Source organism: Sorangium sp. So ce1504 (assembly GCF_051521635.1).
GTDB lineage: Bacteria > Myxococcota_A > Polyangia > Polyangiales > Polyangiaceae > Sorangium > Sorangium cellulosum_B.
In genome coordinates, this window is sequence record NZ_CP150365.1 from 1,761,743 (window position 1) to 1,776,487 (window position 14,745).

General features: G+C 66.8%; 12 protein-coding genes and 1 pseudogene. 9 read left to right on the forward strand and 4 right to left on the reverse strand.

The window, feature by feature from the left end; genetic code table 11:
• Positions 1 to 25: 25 nt before the first annotated feature.
• The 5 genes from WMF39_RS06700 to WMF39_RS06720 all read left to right on the forward strand — a co-directional run bounded on the left by WMF39_RS06700 (position 26) and on the right by WMF39_RS06720 (position 5,010).
• Positions 26 to 1,006, forward strand: coding sequence for an amidohydrolase family protein (locus WMF39_RS06700; RefSeq protein WP_437744711.1), 981 nt, complete (start codon positions 26 to 28; stop codon positions 1,004 to 1,006).
• Between the two features lie 195 nt (positions 1,007 to 1,201).
• Complete coding sequence (locus WMF39_RS06705; RefSeq protein WP_437744712.1) at positions 1,202 to 2,215, forward strand: zinc-binding alcohol dehydrogenase family protein; 1,014 nt, start codon at positions 1,202 to 1,204, stop codon at positions 2,213 to 2,215.
• 38 nt (positions 2,216 to 2,253) lie between these two features.
• Positions 2,254 to 2,382: a hypothetical protein gene (locus WMF39_RS06710; protein WP_437744713.1), complete on the forward strand. Its 129-nt coding sequence runs from the start codon at positions 2,254 to 2,256 to the stop codon at positions 2,380 to 2,382.
• 17 nt (positions 2,383 to 2,399) lie between these two features.
• Positions 2,400 to 3,530, forward strand: coding sequence for a mannitol dehydrogenase family protein (locus WMF39_RS06715; RefSeq protein ID WP_437744714.1), 1,131 nt, complete (start codon positions 2,400 to 2,402; stop codon positions 3,528 to 3,530).
• Positions 3,531 to 3,732: 202 nt separating this feature from the next.
• Positions 3,733 to 5,010, forward strand: coding sequence for an MFS transporter (locus tag WMF39_RS06720; RefSeq protein WP_437747951.1), 1,278 nt, complete (start codon positions 3,733 to 3,735; stop codon positions 5,008 to 5,010).
• A 40-nt stretch (positions 5,011 to 5,050) separates the two neighbouring features.
• On the opposite strand, the gene WMF39_RS06725 is transcribed toward WMF39_RS06720, so the two are convergent.
• Together WMF39_RS06725 and WMF39_RS06730 are read right to left on the reverse strand one after the other, a co-directional pair.
• Entirely contained in the window at positions 5,051 to 6,538 is a 1,488-nt protein-coding gene (locus WMF39_RS06725) for a UxaA family hydrolase (RefSeq protein WP_437744715.1), read from the reverse strand.
• 283 nt (positions 6,539 to 6,821) lie between these two features.
• Positions 6,822 to 7,214, reverse strand: coding sequence for a family 43 glycosylhydrolase (locus WMF39_RS06730; protein WP_437747952.1), 393 nt, complete (start codon positions 7,212 to 7,214; stop codon positions 6,822 to 6,824).
• 269 nt (positions 7,215 to 7,483) lie between these two features.
• On the opposite strand from WMF39_RS06730, the gene WMF39_RS06735 reads away from it, so the two are divergent.
• Both WMF39_RS06735 and WMF39_RS06740 read left to right on the forward strand, forming a co-directional pair.
• Positions 7,484 to 7,759 (forward strand): hypothetical protein, encoded by a 276-nt coding sequence (locus tag WMF39_RS06735; RefSeq protein ID WP_437744716.1) that lies wholly within the window; start codon positions 7,484 to 7,486, stop codon positions 7,757 to 7,759.
• A 69-nt stretch (positions 7,760 to 7,828) separates the two neighbouring features.
• The gene (locus WMF39_RS06740; RefSeq protein ID WP_437744717.1) at positions 7,829 to 8,185 is read left to right on the forward strand and encodes a hypothetical protein; all 357 of its coding nucleotides are present in this window, start codon (positions 7,829 to 7,831) and stop codon (positions 8,183 to 8,185) included.
• Between the two features lie 5 nt (positions 8,186 to 8,190).
• Here WMF39_RS06740 and WMF39_RS06745 read toward each other — a convergent pair whose 3' ends face one another.
• Positions 8,191 to 9,708 carry a hypothetical protein gene (locus tag WMF39_RS06745; protein ID WP_437744718.1) on the reverse strand — a complete coding sequence of 506 codons (1,518 nt, stop codon included), beginning with the start codon at positions 9,706 to 9,708 and terminating at the stop codon, positions 8,191 to 8,193.
• 365 nt (positions 9,709 to 10,073) lie between these two features.
• Here WMF39_RS06745 and WMF39_RS06750 point away from each other — a divergent pair, with 365 nt between their 5' ends.
• Positions 10,074 to 10,223: a hypothetical protein gene (locus tag WMF39_RS06750; protein WP_437744719.1), complete on the forward strand. Its 150-nt coding sequence runs from the start codon at positions 10,074 to 10,076 to the stop codon at positions 10,221 to 10,223.
• Positions 10,224 to 10,612: 389 nt separating this feature from the next.
• Positions 10,613 to 11,944: an extracellular catalytic domain type 1 short-chain-length polyhydroxyalkanoate depolymerase gene (locus WMF39_RS06755; protein WP_437744720.1), complete on the forward strand. Its 1,332-nt coding sequence runs from the start codon at positions 10,613 to 10,615 to the stop codon at positions 11,942 to 11,944.
• Between the two features lie 193 nt (positions 11,945 to 12,137).
• On the opposite strand, the pseudogene WMF39_RS06760 reads toward WMF39_RS06755, so the two are convergent.
• A pseudogene (locus tag WMF39_RS06760) lies at positions 12,138 to 14,279 on the reverse strand (right-handed parallel beta-helix repeat-containing protein); the annotation flags it as partial.
• Positions 14,280 to 14,745: the final 466 nt, after the last annotated feature.

Sequence of the window (14,745 nt, forward strand, 5' to 3'; positions counted from 1 at the left end):
GACTTTCGCCAAGTTGTGCCTGATGATGACGCTCTCGCCGCTCGCGGCGTGTGCGTCGTCTTCCGCGACCACCGCGACGCCACCCGAGACGGCGGGCGACACGAGCAAAGCGGCGGCCCCGCTGGCCGTGCCGGCGAAGCAGCGTGGTCCGATCCTCGACACGCACATCCATCTCTACCAGGTCACGCGTCCGGGCGGCGTCGTTTGGCCGGAAGCCAAGCAGAAGCCGATTTACCGCGACGTGTTGCCCCCGGAGTATGAAGCCATCGCGAAGCAGAATGGCATCATCGGCACCGGCATCGTCGAAGCCAGCCCCGTCGTCGACGACAACTTCAAGGTCCTCGAGACGACGAAGGGCAACGACTTCTTCAAGTTCCTCGTCGCGCAGCTCGAGATCGGCTCGCCGAGCTTCAGCGCCGATCTGGCGCGCCTCGTCGCGGACCCGCGCGTGGTCGGCATTCGCGGCTTCCTCTGGAGCCCGAAGCTGGCGCTCGACGCCAAGCAACTCGCCTCGCTGGAGGAGCTCGCGGCCAAGGGCATGACCCTCGACATCATCAGCCGCGGCACCCTGAACCCGAAGGACAAGGTCGAGGCGCTCGCAACCGCGGTGCCCAAGCTCCGTATCATCATCGATCACCTGGCGGGCGCGAAGGGGCCGACGCCGGATCCGGCTTGGGTCGACGCGATGCAGCGGCTGGCCAGGCACCCGAACATCTACATCAAGTTCTCGTCGTTCTTCGACATGTACAACCCGGCCGCCACCGAGGACGATCCCTGGAAGGCGCCGACCGACCTCGCGGCGTACAAGGCGCACTTCGACGTGCTGATGAAGGCCTTCGGCGAAGACCGGCTGATCTGGGGCAGCAACTGGCCCGTGGTCGATATGGGTGGCAGCCTCGCTTCGGAGATCGAGATCGCCGAGCTCTACCTCAAGGAGTTTGGTCAGGAAGCACGTGACAAGGTCATGTACAAGAATGCGCAAAAGTTCTACGCGCGTCACCCCTGAACAGCGGCGTCCCGAGCGCCACGGCGAAGGCGGCGCCTGCCGCCCCGCTCACGGATCGTAGAGCAACGCCACGTCGCTTCGGCTTCGGCCATTCGACATGGCGCTCTGTTCTCTGGCAGAACGAAGCGGCCCCGGCTGCGGAGCGCGCCGTGAAAGCCGCGAGTGAACGAAGTCGCTCAGTGAGGCAATGACAGCATGAAAGCCCTGACGATCACCGGTCCGTCGGTTGCACAGGTGAGCCAGATCCGCGAGCCCAAACCGGCGCACGATGAGGTGTTGATCCGCGTGCAACGGGTCGGTTTGTGCGGTTCCGACTTGAACACGTTCTTGGGCAAGAACCCGATGGTGACGTACCCTCGGGTGCTGGGGCACGAGGTGGCCGGCACGATCGTGGAGCTCGGCTCGGGCGTCGAGGCGGACTGGCGCGTCGGTACCGACGTCACGTTCACGCCGTACACGGCGTGCGGCGGGTGTCCCTCGTGCCGCGCGGGGCGGCGCAACGCCTGCCGCGACAACAAGACCATGGGCGTACAGCGCGACGGCGCGCTGACCGAGCTCGTGGCCGTGCCGTACCAGAAGCTCTTCACGTCACGGAAGTTGAGCCTCACGGAGCTCGCGCTCGTCGAGCCGTTCTCGGTAGGCTTTCACGCCGCGGCGCGGGGGCGCGTCGAGGCCGATGAGACCGTGCTGGTGATGGGCTGCGGCGGCGTGGGGCTCGGGGCCGTCGCCGGCGCGGTGAGCCGCGGCGCGCGCGTGATCGCGCTCGACACGCAGGACGAAAAGTTCGCGCTCGCCAAGGCGCTCGGCGCGCGAGAGGCGGTGCTCGGGAACGCCGATGCACGCCAGCGCGTGATGGACCTGACGAACGGCGACGGGCCGGATGTCGTGATCGAAGCCGTGGGCGCGACCGCGACTTACCGCAACGCGGTGGATTGGGTGAAATTTTGCGGCCGAGTCGTGTACATCGGGTACGGCAAAGAGCCGGTGAGCTACGAGACCAGGCTGTTCGTGATGAAGGAGCTCGACATCCTCGGCTCGCGCAACTGCCTGAACGAGTTCTCGGACGTGATCGCCTTCTTCGAGCGACGCACGTTCGACCCGAACATTTTGATCTCGAAATCGATCCCCATCGAAGGCGTGCCCGAGGCGCTCGCTGACTGGGCTGCCCACCCCGGTCAAACCTCCAAGATCATGGTGGGTATGTCGTGAGCGTGCGCGATTCGGCGCCTTCACTGAAGGGATTTCGGATGAAGACGATCCACCAGTTTCTGCGGATGAAGAACCTGCTCTCGAAGAACGATCCCGAGTCGACCGTGTCGCCGAGCGCGACCGGGAGCCTCGCGCACACGAGCCTCGCGTGGGTACGCGCCTGCTGAGCCGCCGGAGCACTGACATGGGCAATCCGATTCTTCAGTTCGGCACGAGCCGATTCCTGCAGGCTCACGCGGACCTTTTCATCTCGGAGGCGCTTCTCGCCGGCTGCGCGCTCGGGACCATCACCGTGGTGCAGACCACGTCGAACCCCGAAAGCCGCGCGCGCATCGACGCGCTGCGCGCGCAGGGGCGTCACCCCGTGCGGATCCGGGGGCTGCGCCGCGAAGAGGTCGTCGATACGACGATCGAATGCAGCTCGATCACGGAAGCGCTCGATGCGAACACCGATTGGCCGCTCGTGCGCGAGCGCTTCGCGAAGGATGCGCGCGTCGTGATCTCGAACACGAGCGACAGCGGATACGTCTGCTTGCCCGAGGACACGGCGACATTGCTTGCGCCCGGCGCGGGCGTGCCGCGCGGGTTCGCCGCGAAGCTCGTCATCCTGCTGCGCGCGCGCTTCGAGGCGGGCGCCGCGCCGCTCACGCTGCTGCCTTGCGAGCTCGTCTCGAACAACGGTGACACGCTGCGTGCGCTCGTCGCCGGCGTCGCGCGCCAATGGGGCGCCGACGCCGCGTTCCTGAGCTACATCGAGCACACGTGCATCTGGGTGAACTCGCTCGTCGACCGGATCGTCTCGGAGCCGATCCGTCCCGTCGGCGCGGTTGCCGAGCCCTACGCGCTCTGGGCGATCGAGCGGCGCGAGGGGATGGTGCTGCCGTGCCAGCATGAAGCGATGATCGTGACGGACGACCTGATCCATTACGAACGCTTGAAGCTGCTGTTGCTGAACCTCGGGCACACCTACCTCGCCGAGCGCTGGCAGCTGGACGGGCGCCCCGCGGACGAGAACACGCTGCACGCGATGCGCGATCCGGCGTTGCGCGCCGATCTCGAAGCGCTCTGGCGCGACGAGGTGGTGCCCGTCTTCGATGCGCTCGGCAAGGGTGCTGCCGCGCGCGCCTACCTCGACGAGGTGCGCCAGCGCTTCCAGAACCCATTCCTCGATCACCGGCTCTCCGATATCGCGCGCAACCATGGCGAGAAGAAGCGACGCCGGTTCGGGCCCGTGATCGAGCTCGCGCGCGAGCTCGGCCTGAACCTCGATCAGCCCCGGCTGCACGCGGCGCTTTGCACGGCCGCGCCCGCATGAGCAGGTGAGGCTGCCACGGGCGGCTTCGCGCAATCGACGGGCCGCGCGAGCCGCCGCGATCGCCGCGCCGATAACCACGACAACCCGATGCAGTCGCCGTTGCACCGCCCGCGCAACGTACCGCAAGGCAGCGCCGCTCGATGGGCAGCGCGCGAGAGCTGCCGATTGCACGAACAGACACCGTATCCAAGGAGACATGCAGATGAGGAAGATGCGTTGGGTCGTGCTTTTCCTGTGCTTTCTCGCCGTCGCCATCAACTACATCGATCGCGCCAATCTCGCGGTCGCGGCGCCCCAGATCGAGAAGGAGCTCGGCATCGGCCCCGCCCAGATGGGGTTTATCATGAGCGGCTTCTTCTGGACCTACGCGCTCATGCAGATGCCGTTCGGCTGGTTCGTCGACCGTGTGGGTGCACGCATCGCGCTGCCGATCGCCGTCGGCTGGTGGTCGCTCTTCACCGCGGCGACCGCCGGGGCGTCGAGCGTCGCGGCCATGTTCGGCTACCGATTGCTGCTCGGCGTGGGCGAGGCCGGCGCCTACCCGGCCTGCGCCAAGCTCGTGAGCCAGTGGTTCAAGCCGCGCGAGCGCGCGCTCGCGACGGGCATCTTCGACAGCGGTGCGCGCGTCGGCTCGGCGCTGTCGATTCCCCTCGTCGCGCTCATCATCGACACGCTCGGATGGAAGGCGGCCTTCATCATCACGGGCCTGTTCGGCGCGGTGTGGATCCTCGGCTGGGTCGTCATCTACCGCAGCCCCGCACATGGCGACATGACGGGCGAGCAGGACGTCGTCCACGCAGCGCCCGCCGAGGACGCGCAAAACAACGTGACGTGGGCGTCGCTTTTCCGCCATCGCACGCTCTGGGGCATGATGCTCGGCTTCTTCTGCCTCAACTTCACCAACTACTTCTTCATCACGTGGTTCCCGAGCTACCTCGTGCAAACGCGCGGCTTCTCGCTCAAGTCGCTCGGCACGCTCGGCATGATCCCCGCGCTGATGGCGATTCCGGGCGGCTGGATCGGCGGCTTCGTCTCCGACGTGCTCTATCGCCGTGGCTGGAGCCTCACCGCCGCACGCAAGACCTGCATGGTCGGCGGCATGCTGGTGTCGTCGGCGATCACGTTGTCGGCATTGACCTCCAACATCCATCTGATGCTCGCCTTCTTCGGCATCTCCTACGCGAGCCTTGCGTTCGCCGGCGCCAGCATCTGGTCCCTCCCCGGCGACGTCGCGCCCACGCCGCGCCATGTGGCTTCGATCAGCGGCATCCAGAACTTTGCGTCGAATCTGGCCGGCATCGTCATCACGACGTTCACCGGCGTGATGCTCTCGCTGACCAAGGGATCGTTCACGATCCCGCTCGTCGTGGCGGGCGGCTTCTGCCTGCTTGGCGCGTTCAGCTACCTCGTCATCGTCGGCAAGATCGAGCCGCTCCAGGTCGGCACCGATCGCCGCGAGGTACCCCAGCCCGGAGTTTGACCGAGGAGGCCGAGCCTGGCCTCCGACAGGCGCTTTCGGCTCACAGGGTGACGCCCCGCTTCCAGAGTGCGATCTCGCGCTCGCCGTTCTCCTCGGCGCGGGTTGGACGGCCCGAGGCGGTGGCCAACACCAGGTCCATCAGGGCGTCGGCGGCCGCGTCCATGGATTCGCCCGAAGCGATGCGGCCGGCGTCGAAGTCGATCCAGCGCTGCTTGCGCTGGGCTAGGCTGGAGTTGGTGGCGAGCTTGAGGGTCGGCGCGGGGAAACCGAGGGGCGTGCCCCGGCCGGTGGTGAAGAGGATGACCGTCGCGCCGGCGGCTGTGAGCGCTGTGGACGAGACCGCATCGTTGCCGGGGGCCTCCAGCAGAGCCACGCCCGGCGTGCCGCGGATCTGACCGCCGTAATGGACCACCTCGGTCACCGGGGCGCGGCCGGCCTTCTGCACCGCGCCCAGGGACTTCTCCTCCAGCGTTGTGATGCCGCCGGCGATGTTGCCGGGCGAGGGGTTCTCCGACACCGGCTCGCCGTGGGCGATGAAGTAGCTCTTGAAGCTGTTCACCACGCCGACGATCTCCTCATAGACCGCCTCGCTCTCGGCGCGGGTCATGAGCAGGCGCTCGGCGCCGAAGATCTCCGGGATCTCGGTCAGGATGGCCGAGCCGCCGGCGGCGCAGACCTTGTCAGAGATGCGGCCCACCAGCGGGTTGGCGGTCAGCCCCGAGAAGCCGTCCGAGCCGCCGCACTTGAGGCCGATCACCAGGTCCGAGGCGGGGCAGGGCTCGCGGCGGTCCTGCTCGACGATCCTCACCAGTTCTTCGACGGCCTCGAGGCCCGCCTCGAGCTCGTCCTCGGCCGTCTGGGCGGTGAAGGACCGCAGGCGATCGGGATCGATGTGCGCGGCGCTCTCGAGGAGCGGGCCGAGCTGGTTGTTCTCGCAGCCCAGGCCGATGATCAGCACTCCGCCCGCGTTCGGGTGGCCGGCCAGGGTCACGGTCATCCGGCGGGTGGCCTCGAGGTCGCCCCCCAGCTGGGAGCAGCCGAAGGGGTGGGTAAGGGCGTAGACCCCGTCCACCCGGCCCTTGAAGCGTTTGTCCGCCTCGGCGGCCACCTTCTGGGCGGTGCGCGAGACGCAGCCCACCGTCGACAGGATCCAGATCTCGTTGCGGGTGCCCACCCGCCCGTTCTTCCGCCGGTAGCCCATGAAGGTGCGGTTCTCGGTGGCGGGAAGGGGCTCAGGGTTCGTGGGCTCGTAGGCGTAGGTGTCGAGGCCGGAGAGCGCGGTGGCCAGGTTGTGCGTGTGCACGTGGTCGCCCGGCTGGATGTCCACTGTCGCCCGCCCGATTGGCCAGCCGTACTTCCGCACCAGCTCGCCAGCGGCCATCGCGCGCAGCGCCACCTTGTGCCCGGCCGGGATGTCGACGCGGGCGGTGATCGCGTCGGCCACCGAATCACCTGCGGTTATGCCGCGCACGGCGACGGCCACATCATCTCGGGGATCGATCTGCAACAGGGAGGCTGCCAAGCTCATGTCATCGACGGTAACCCGTGTCGTTCGGCGCGGCAAGTCTGCGCGACGCAGCAAGGATGCGTGTCGCGAGGAACCACCATGGCCAGGCCGCTGATGCTGCACGAAGACCGCCTGTCCCCGCCCGAGCTTGCGGCGCGGTGCGTCGCGCGGCGACGGTCGACGGCGGTACGATGCAGAACAACGACGCTTCGTTCACGATCGAGCGGGAATGCGATCGTGAAATTCACCGCCTCGCGCTGAGCTCCCCACCTCGCTGCTCGTGCTCGATTCCTCCGCGAAACAGTCAGTCGCCGATCGTATTCGCGCCGTTCAGGAGCGGTACGCCGAAGTTCGGCGTTCCGTCTGCGTTCCATTCGAGCCGCTGGACGCGCGTGTGACGGTTCGGGTCGTAGAGCGGGTCCCCCGTGATCTTCTCGTAGTTCCGCGCGTGGTACACGAGCACGTCGATCGATCCATCCGCCGAGGTCGTGAACGAGTTGTGGCCCGGGCCATACAGCCCGTTTGCGCTGACGAACACTGGATTCTCGTTCTTCGTCCACGAGCTGGCGCTCAGCAGGTCGTCCGTCGCGCTCGCCGTGAGCAGGCCGAGGCAGTAGCGGTCGTCCGTCGCGCTCGCTGAGTAGCTGATGAAGACCCGCCCACTGGAAGTCGCCAGGAAGCTGGTTGTTTGCCCTATCGTCGAGGTGGGTGATCATCGCGTGATAATAGGAGTGCGCGACGTAGAGCGGGGCGTCCTCCTTGTGCGTCGTGCGAAGCTGGTAACCCCCTCCGACGTCGTCGTCGAGATTGGAGAGCTCGAGAACAGCGGGGGCGGCGAGGGCCGCATACGCGGGGTCCTCGCTGACAGGTGCGTCGAAGACGACGCGTACGGGCTGAGCTCCGTCGGCCACCCAGTCATCGACGCTGCTCAAGGTCACGGTCTGCGCCGCGTTCCAGTTCGCCTCCGTGAACGTCAGGCCCGCATGGCTCAGCGTCGACTCGGTCGTGTCGCTGACGCTGAGGGCGATCGTCACGGGCGCGCTCGGCTGCGATGCGAGGAGCACGGTGAATGTCACGGGCGCGCCGCGTTCGGCGAGGGGCCCCGACGGGTCGCTGACGACGATCGCTGCCGTCCCTGGGCCGTCGTCGTCCGTGTTCGTGATGTCAGCGGACGCCGCGACGAGGCCGTCGCACGCTGGGTCTGCAGAGACCGAGGGCCCGAAGCGGACGCGGAAGAACTGATCCCCGTCGCTCTCCGCATCGTCCACCCCCGTGACCGTGATCTCTCGAGGGACGCTCCAATCCTCCACCGTGAAGGAGATGGTCGCCGGTGACACGGAGCCTTCGGTCGCATCCGAGCTCGAGACCGGCACCATGATCGGCGCGCTCGGCGCGCCGTCGAGCGCCACGCTCACGGTCACCCGCCCGCCGGACTCCGAGGTGCTGAGCGCTGCGCCCGCCGTCATGATCCGCAATGAATTGGTCGACGCGACCGGCGCATCGGTCGAGGGCCCATCCGAGCACCCGACCACCACGAGCAGTGCGGCGAAGGCGCAAGCTGCCGCCGTGAGCGCAACGCGTGGCGCAGAGAGGGAAGTGCACTCTGGATGGCAAGAGCTCGGTGCGCGCATGATAAGGGGAAACTCTACCCATCCGTGGGTCCGGTAGGATGTTCAGTAGTGGGCGATGATCGCGTCGAGCTCCGCCTGCGTGACCCGGACCGCGTTCGCGTGGCGCACGCCGGACGGAAAGCGGTACTGCGCGCTCGGGAGCTCCGTCCAAGAGCCCGGATCCGCGTCGAGATCCGTCGTGCTCCAGCACCCGAACACACCGCCGTTCAGGTAGTAGTCGGCGAACAGGTACCATCGATTCTGCCGCGGATCCTTGATGACAAACGGTCCCTCCGTCGCTCGTCTCCTGCTCTGGGTCGACCCGCGCGTGATGTAGTCCGGACTCCATCGCGTGAACGTCGCCGGATCGAGCGCGAGCGTCGAGGAGCGCGCGATCTGGATGTCCTTGCCCGATCCGGTGAGCGCGCTCCCGCTGCTGTCCGTCTCGTCCTTGAAGAAGAGGTAGTTGCGGTCATTCCATTGCGTGATCGTCGCGTCGATGACGCTGTAGCCCGGGTCGAAGAGCACGTCGGGTGTCGGGTTGACGATGGTGACGAAGTCCTCGGTGTAGCTGACGTAGATGCGGTTCGCGCCCGTGGTGTCGTTCCCGGACCAGATGATCGCATAGAGCTTGCGATCGGGGTCGTAATAAGCCTCCGGGGCCCAGGCGTGCATCGGGGCGGCCTCGGGGCCCGGAAGGTTCGTGAGCGTGATCAACCGGGGATTCGTGAAGGTGATGAGATCGGTCGAGTCCGCCACGAAGACCTTGGAGCTCGGATGGTTCCAGTAGTTCGAGTCGTTCTCCGAGAGCGTCCAGTCCGTGGCGATATAGATGTACGTTCCATCGTTCTTGCGGAACAGGAACGGATCTCGGATGTGATTCGTGCCCATCCCGGTGAGCTGGTACGCAGGCTGTCCATTGGCGACGGTCGACCACTGAAGCCCGTCGGTGCTGTAGGCGAGATGCAGCGAATCGCTCGCCACGTCCTGATGCGGCCCGAAGTAGCTCAGCACCCAGGCACCCGGGGAGCAGCTGGTTGCGTTCATCGTGGCCGTGTGCTCGCCGTTCGTGCACGTGAGGCAGCTGCGGTCCGTGGTGCTGCTCCCCTCCGTGCCGACGAGCTCCCCTGGCACGCAGTCGGTCCACGCGACGCATGTCGTCGCGGGATCGGCGTCGTCGTCCCAGGTGCCGTCCGCGCAATCGACAGGCGCGGCGGTCCCGCCCGCGCAGTACGTGCCCGGCGAGCAGCCGTCACACTGCGCGGGCGTGGCGCTCGTCCCCGGCGCGGTCTGCCTCGTCCCCGGCGCGCAGGGCGTGTGCATCCTGCAGCTCGGCGCGTTCGTCGTGTCGCTGAAGGTGTCCTCCGGGCACGCCGCGCACCGCCGGTCCGCCGTAGGCGAGCCCTCGGCGCTCGCGAAGGTGCCTGCGGTGCAGCCTGTCCATGCGACGCAGCTCGTCGCGCTATCGCCATCGTGATCCCAGGTGCCCTCGGAGCACGCGGGGGGCTCGGCATCGGGTCCTGCGTCTCCGCCGGCCGTCGTCACGGGGTCGCTGCACCCGGAGGTCCATAAGAGAGCCACCAGGAATCGTGCTCTCGATCTGCTTCCCAGACGTGCCATCTCGCTCCTCGGTTTCGCGCGTAGTTGCTTGTCCGCGATGACCGAGCGAGCGGAGCCGTGCCGGGATCGATCCGAGGACGAGCGCCCCGCGCGCACGACGGCCTGTCCTGGACAAAGCGAAAGGGTAGTTCGTGAGCAATTGTGAGCGCTCACATCAGCGGCGTCAACCGAAATGGCCCGGCGACGGGCTCACGGCCGCCGTTCCCCTGGAGCCCATCCACCTCGACGCAGGTCCGACGCGGCTCGCCCGGGTGGTCTCGAGCCTGCTCGCGAAGTGGCCAGGCACGACGCGCCGGGCGGCCGTATCTGGCGCTCGGTAGAGCTGCATGGGGGGGATGGTCGGCGACGGCATCAACGACGCGCCCGCGCTCGCCGCCGCGGACGTGGGCATCGCCCTCGTCAGCGGTGCCGAGGAGCGGCGAGGTGGCCTACCGGATGAAGTACCCGGCCCGGGGGAGCGACGCATCGCATCGTGACGCCTGTAGAGCTGCTCGCGCGGCCATCCACACGTGTTCCCCCGCCGAGGTACCCTCTTCTCCCTCGGGCTGGAGGACACCGCGGGCCGGTCGATTGGAATTGACGTTGTCTATGTGAACGCTCACAATCGACCCGATCGGTATCCTTTTGCTTCGCCATGGATGGGTCGTCGTGAACACGGAGATCTTCGTCATCCGATGGATCTCGGCGCCGACTCCGTCCGGATGGTCTGCTTCGCCATCGTCGGCAAGAGGAAGGCGGATCGCGTACGGAACCTTCTGTCACCTGAGGTGAGCGCTGCGATTCGCCATTGACATCGCCGGCGTCATGTCGTCGCAGCCTTGCTTGGTTCGAGAGAGCAAATTTATACACAGGAGAGGACTCCATCATGAGCCGAAATTGGACTGCTTGGGGCGCCTTGCTGGCAGCCATGCTGGGGCCGGTACCCTCCGCGGGAGCGGCGACGTTGCAGCAGATCAACGACTGGAAGGTGAGCGGTCTGCCTGGTGACGTGAGCATGTACGTCTATGTCCCGGACCGCGTGGCGCAGAATCCTCCGATTCTGACGCTGGTGCACTACTGCGGCGGGACCGCCAGTGCAGTGTTTGGTCAGGCGCGGGGCGGGGGCATCGTCGACGCGGCGGACGACCATGGCTTCATCATGGTCGTCCCCAGCAGCGGAAGATGCTGGGACGTCGTCTCGGACAAGACTCGCACGCGCGAAGGCGGTGGCGACAGTCACGCCATCAGGCAGATGGTGAAGTACGCGCTCGACACGTACGGAGGCAACGCGGATCGCGTCTATGCGACGGGAGATTCGTCCGGCGGCATGATGACCGAGCTCCTGCTTGCCCTCTACCCGGACGTCTTCAAGGCAGGCGCCGCGTTCGCGGGCATGCCGGCCGGGTGCCGCGCAGCCAACGAATCAGGCAACAACGGCGGATATAGCGGAGCGTGCGCGGGCGGCTCGGTGACCCACACAGCGCAAGAGTGGGGGGACATCGCCCGTACGCTGGCCCCGGGGTATGCGGGACATCGCCCGCGGCTGCAGCTCTTCCACGGAGACGCGGACACCATCATCAGGTACCCGAACCACACGGAGGCCATCAAGCAATGGACCAACGTCCTGGGCGTGGGCGCGAGCCCGACGTCGACCGATACGGGAGTCCGGCTCGGCAATCACGATGCGACGCGGCAGCGCTGGGAGAATGAGTGCGGCTACGTGGTCCTCGACGCGTTCACCTCGATTGGCGGCGATCACGGCCCCTCCGACGCGTTATTCCCCGCTGAGTACGTCATCCCCTTTCTGGGTCTCGACAAGACCGGGCCGGTCGATCCCGAGATAGAGCAGTGCAGCGGTGGGGCGGGCGGAAGCGGCGGCGCAGGCGGAACCGGTGGAGAGGGTGGGGGTGGCGGACAGGGGCAGGGCGGCATGAGCGGCGGGACCGCCGGGAGCACGGGGTCGAGCGGCACCGCAGGCGGAAGCGGCACCGCAGGCGGAAGCGGCACCGCGGGCGGAAGCGGCACCTCAGGCGGAAGCGGCGGGAGCAGTGGAACGGGTGGCGCCGTCACGGCTGGTGGCCCGGCCGGTAGCGCTGATTCTGGATCGTGCGCGGTCGGCAGGGCCGATTCGGGGGAGTCCGTCGGGACTTCCCTGGTTGCTCTGGCAGTTGCACTTTCGACCTTGATCCGTCGTCGCCGGAGGACGGCGGTGGGGTGAACCTGAACCGGGACCACCGAGGGGAGATCCGCGAGAGGCCCGCGCCGATCGATGCGCCCGTGGATTGGAATTGACGCTGGGCTTCCTTGCCTCGGGCCTGCTCGTCTCCTGCTCCTCGCGCTCCCCGCCGGGCAGCAACGAAGGCTCGGCCGGGCAAGGCCACTGCTGTAGCGCCCACCGCGGCACGTCAGCGCACCCGCAGTTGCGCCGCCGATTCACCGAGCTTCTCGCCCTGCGCATCGACCACATGCAGGTTGTACGTTCCGGCGCTGGCCGGCACGGCGATGGACGTCGCGTCCCCCGCCGCCTTCGTCATCGTCGCGCCCTCCGTGAACGTGCCGGTGCCGGCCGGCGCGAGCCAGACGGCGTTGGCCGCCGCGCCGGTGCTCCTGATCTTGATTGTCTTGGTGCCGGGTGCCACCGAGGCGCTCGCCGGGAACACGTAGTCTTGAACCGCGAGCAGCCTGCTGGGGATGATGCCCCGGTGCTCTTCCTGGATGCCGGAGCTCAGGCAAATTTCGTATTGCGCTGCAGGCCACATGTTGTCCGGAACCGCGACCGGCGGGTCGATCCTGCTATCGGGTGGGTTGATGCCCATCTTGTTCACGGTGGCGTACGTCCTCAGGATGGTGAGGTGGTGCTTGGCCCCGAAATCCTCGCAGTTGATCGTGTATTTTACGCCGGGGTCGATGTCGAGCACGTTGTCGTTCTGCGTGATGTGCGCGCTGCCCTCGTCGTTGTGCAGGCCGTACGTGGGGCCGCTCGTCGCGGGCGGAATGCCCTTGACGTAGTTCTCGTTGATGGTCGTGCCCGGCATCTGACCTAGCGTGTAGACCGCGCCGCTGTCGTGTAGCCTGCTCAAGGTGTCGATGAAGCGATTGTTGTTGATCGCATTGTCTTTGCAGGTGGTCGAGTCGGGGAAGTTCCGCCAGCCCCAGCCCAGGTTGATGCCGTTATAGGCCGTCTTCTGGATGTGGTTGTAGGTTATCTTCAGGCCATCCACGAAGAACGCGGTGATGCCCGAATGGCCACCGAAACCCGGCAGTGAGCTCACGTCGTACAGCAGGTTGTTGCTGATGGTGTCGTTCTTACAGACGCCTTCGACACCCGGGCCGAACCTGTGGTGCGGGCCGGAGTCGCCCGCGTACAGGTGCTGCGGGTGGCCGACCGTGATGCCGCTGCCGGCGATGTCGGTGATGTGGTTGCCGACGATGCTGGAGTTCACGACGTCGTTGATGAAGGAAATGCCCTCGTTGCCGCTGTGCTTCACCACGTTGCCGATGAAGTTGATCGAGTCGGCGTTGTTGACCGTGATCATCCCGGGCAGCGTGTCGATGATTTCGTACTTGCTGTTGTGCCAGTTGCCGTCGCCGTAAGCGACGTAGATGGTGGCGCCCTGTACCGTCGCTTTGCCGCGCGACCCGTCCACGCTGTATAGGTTGTAGTCGGTGTTGGCGAAGGTGATGCCCTGGAAGGTGAGGTTTTTGACGCGGCTAGCGCTGGAGGCGCCGACGATGTCGATCAGCTTCTCTGCGATCGGCGCCTGCACGTCGGCCTGAGCCATGTCTTCGCCCTGCCGCGGGTAGTAGTAGAGGGTCCCGGTCGTCTTGTCGAAATAGAACTGACCGGGTGAGTCCAAGAACTCGCGCGCGTTGTAAATCGTGTGGGAACCAGAAACGCTGAAGCCCGAATTCCAGCCGGGGGTCTGCGCGATGGCGCCGTAGGGCTGTTGAAAGAGCAGCGCGCGGAGGTTGTCTGGCGTGGTGATGACATCACGAACGCAAACGATATTCTCGTTCCAGGTGGTGCCGTTCACGATCTCGAGGTCGTCTTTGTTGCTGGCGATGGCAGGTACCGCGTTGAGGTCGTACTTGGCGCCGTCACTGCCGCTGCCGGTCGCCCAAGCCCAGCTGTGCTGCCCGGCCGTCACGCTGTACGTCCCGACCCCTCCGCGCGACGTGACCCGCTTGCTCGTCATCCGGGCACGAGCATCGTTCACGTACAGGTTGCGCAGCTTCGTCGTTCGGTCCAGCTTGGCCTTGTAGATATTGCCTGCGTCCGGCGTCCATCCGGTCACCTTCGTCGCGCCGTTCAAAACGGGCTTTTCCCCGGGGTAAGCCTGATAGTAGATGCGATGGCCATTCGTGCCCGAGTCCGACGGCGCGAAGGCGATGGCGTCGGTGAGGCTGTACGTGCCACCTCGGAGGTAAACGTAGATGTCGCCGGTCATGTTGGCGTTGAGGGTGCGGACGGCGTCGCGCGCCTTGGTGACCGTCTCGAACGGCGCGCTGGCCGTGCCTGGATTGTCGTCGCTACCGGAAGGCGACACGTAGTACGCCGCCTGCCGCGTCCCGGTCTCGTCTGGAACCTCGCCGCCGCCGCCGCCGCCCGTTCCGCCACCGGCCATCGCGCCGGCGCCGCCGCCGCCCCCGTCCGCTGCCGCTCCTCCGGCTCCTGCAGTGGCGTCGGCTCCGCCGGTTGCGCTGCCGCCAGCCGAGCTGCCGCCGCCGGCCAGGTTGGGGCTCGTCCCGTCCGATGAACAGGCAGCCAACCCAGCGAACGCCGTCAGGGATGCGGCGACCAGCAGCTTGAGGTGACGAACGGTGGAATCGTGACTCTCACGCATGATGTTTGCCTCGAAGGGAAGGTGAGCCAGCCGCCCACGCGGAGCACCGCGCCGCTTCCAGAACACGTCAACTCAGTGAGGAACCGACCCGCAGCGACGCTGCCGCGAGCCCTGCCAGAGCCTCGCGAAGCAGCGGTACGTCGCGAAGCAGAGATGCCGACCGAGCACGGGCGCC

Bases quoted from the DNA above. Each gene is read 5' to 3' on its own strand.
- WMF39_RS06700 (WP_437744711.1), top strand. From the start codon at position 26: ATGACGCTCTCGCCGCTCGCGGCGTGTGCGTCGTCTTCCGCGACCACC.
- WMF39_RS06705 (WP_437744712.1), top strand. From the start codon at position 1,202: ATGAAAGCCCTGACGATCACCGGTCCGTCGGTTGCACAGGTGAGCCAG.
- WMF39_RS06710 (WP_437744713.1), top strand. From the start codon at position 2,254: ATGAAGACGATCCACCAGTTTCTGCGGATGAAGAACCTGCTCTCGAAG.
- WMF39_RS06715 (WP_437744714.1), top strand. From the start codon at position 2,400: ATGGGCAATCCGATTCTTCAGTTCGGCACGAGCCGATTCCTGCAGGCT.
- WMF39_RS06720 (WP_437747951.1), top strand. From the start codon at position 3,733: ATGAGGAAGATGCGTTGGGTCGTGCTTTTCCTGTGCTTTCTCGCCGTC.
- WMF39_RS06725 (WP_437744715.1), bottom strand. From the start codon at position 6,538: ATGAGCTTGGCAGCCTCCCTGTTGCAGATCGATCCCCGAGATGATGTG.
- WMF39_RS06750 (WP_437744719.1), top strand. From the start codon at position 10,074: ATGGGGGGGATGGTCGGCGACGGCATCAACGACGCGCCCGCGCTCGCC.
- WMF39_RS06755 (WP_437744720.1), top strand. From the start codon at position 10,613: ATGAGCCGAAATTGGACTGCTTGGGGCGCCTTGCTGGCAGCCATGCTG.